The sequence below is a fragment of the Paraburkholderia sp. NMBU_R16 genome, assembly GCF_013282575.1.
GTDB lineage: Bacteria > Pseudomonadota > Gammaproteobacteria > Burkholderiales > Burkholderiaceae > Trinickia.
On sequence record NZ_JAAAYE010000184.1, the window covers coordinates 1 to 1,662 of the forward strand.

Below are 1,662 nucleotides of genomic sequence, written 5' to 3' on the forward strand. Positions count from 1 at the left end.
ATGACGGGGGACTGCTCGGCGCGGCGTGGCGGCAGCGGTTCCGGGCTACGCCCTTCACCGCTGCCGCCACGCCAGTACTCTCATCCTGATTGACGCGCTGCTCTCATCTTGTTTGACGCGCGGCAGTCGGGTAGCGCGGAGATGGATCACGACAAGGCAAAGTATCGTGTTCTCGATGAAGAGCGGTGGTTTCCGCATCATCGCGATCCGGAAACGGGGAAAATCATCGTCATTCGTGGCGTGCCACAATCGGATGGCTTTGATCCTTCGGCCGAGTTCTTGGGGACTGGGCCTTCCGTCGTACTGGGTGGGGCGACGATCAAGGCGCAACCGCCGAACGACCCCGTGATTTGGGAGTTTTTGCCAACTGAGACTGATGGACTTCGCCTTTCGAGCGATGGTGAGTTGGCGCTTCTGGGTTCCGTAAATGAGTCCAATTCTACGACTATCAATGACGACGCTCAGCACAGGCTCGAACTTTATGACGAACTTGCTACGCCGTTGCTGGATGTTGTGGCACCGGTCTACCCCGATGAATTGCCAGAAGAACCTGCGAACGGTTCGTTCGTGGAGGGTGCCACGCGGCAGGTGCTTGTCAACCAATACGAGCGCGATTCGCGTGCTCGATCCGAATGCATCCGGCATTGGGGCACTGCGTGTTATGTCTGTGGCTTCGATTTTTACAAAACCTACGGCGACATAGGGCGTGGATTTATTCACGTGCATCACCTCACCGACATCGCCAGCATTGGTGTCGAGTATGAAGTTGATCCTCGCGCCCATTTGCGGCCTGTATGCCCGAACTGTCACGCGATGCTGCATACGCGGCGACCAGCGATGGACATCGACGAATTGAAGTCAATGTTGGCGTGACCCGCTACCTGCTATGGCTGACTTTTCGAAGAATCTCGCGGAACGGTTCTCGAACCGTGGACCGAAGGTTGGCTACTGTGCGATCTGCCGAGCACACGGCCCGCTTACGGCGGATCATGTGCCGCCGAAGAACTGCGGCAATATCAACGATTCCGTATTCACCGATGTCTACGGCCCAAGTCCCGAGAGGCCGAAAAGAATGGTCTTCTCACAGGGCGGGTCGCACTTCAAGACTATCTGTTCTCGCTGTAACAATACCGTGCTTGGTACCGACTACGATCCGGCGCTTCGCGACGTGGTCCATCAGATCGAAAGATATTTCACGTTGGCCTCCCGTAGCCGTTTATCGTTGCCCCGGACACAACGGTTCGATTACCAGCCAAACAGGTTCCTGCGCGCCGTGGCGGGACACCTGTTAGCCGCCAACGGTGTCCCAGACGTGCTGTCAATCGATCCAGTTGCGCCGCTTGACGCCGCGTTGCGACGATACGTGCTGGACCCTACGCAGTGCCTTCCCGAACAGTTGTGCGTGTATTACTGGTTCTATCCGCATCGACGCCGCGTTGTCATGAAGCATTCAGTGATGGGATTCCTCCGGTTCGTAGGCGGAAACAACGAGACTATCTACGGACACGTCTTTAAATTCTTCCCCTTTGGCTTCTGGGTAAGCGCCTCGCGAAGGCCGTCCGCTATCCGGCGCGCACGTGAGGCATGATCGGGTATCGGGCGCTCGTGTTGGCGCGCTGGCAATCAGCCCGTGGAGGCAGGTGGGCAAGACTTCCCTGGCAG

At 57.6% G+C, this 1,662-nt stretch carries 2 protein-coding genes; both read left to right on the plus strand.

Going from position 1 to position 1,662, the window contains the following annotated elements:
- The first annotated feature begins 141 nt into the window (after positions 1-141).
- A complete protein-coding gene (locus GWC77_RS27650; RefSeq protein WP_173262646.1) occupies positions 142-873 on the plus strand; it encodes an HNH endonuclease in 732 nt (243 codons plus the stop codon).
- A 13-nt stretch (positions 874-886) separates the two neighbouring features.
- Positions 887-1,588 carry a hypothetical protein gene (locus tag GWC77_RS27655; protein WP_173262649.1) on the plus strand — a complete coding sequence of 234 codons (702 nt, stop codon included), beginning with the start codon at positions 887-889 and terminating at the stop codon, positions 1,586-1,588.
- Positions 1,589-1,662 lie beyond the last annotated feature (74 nt).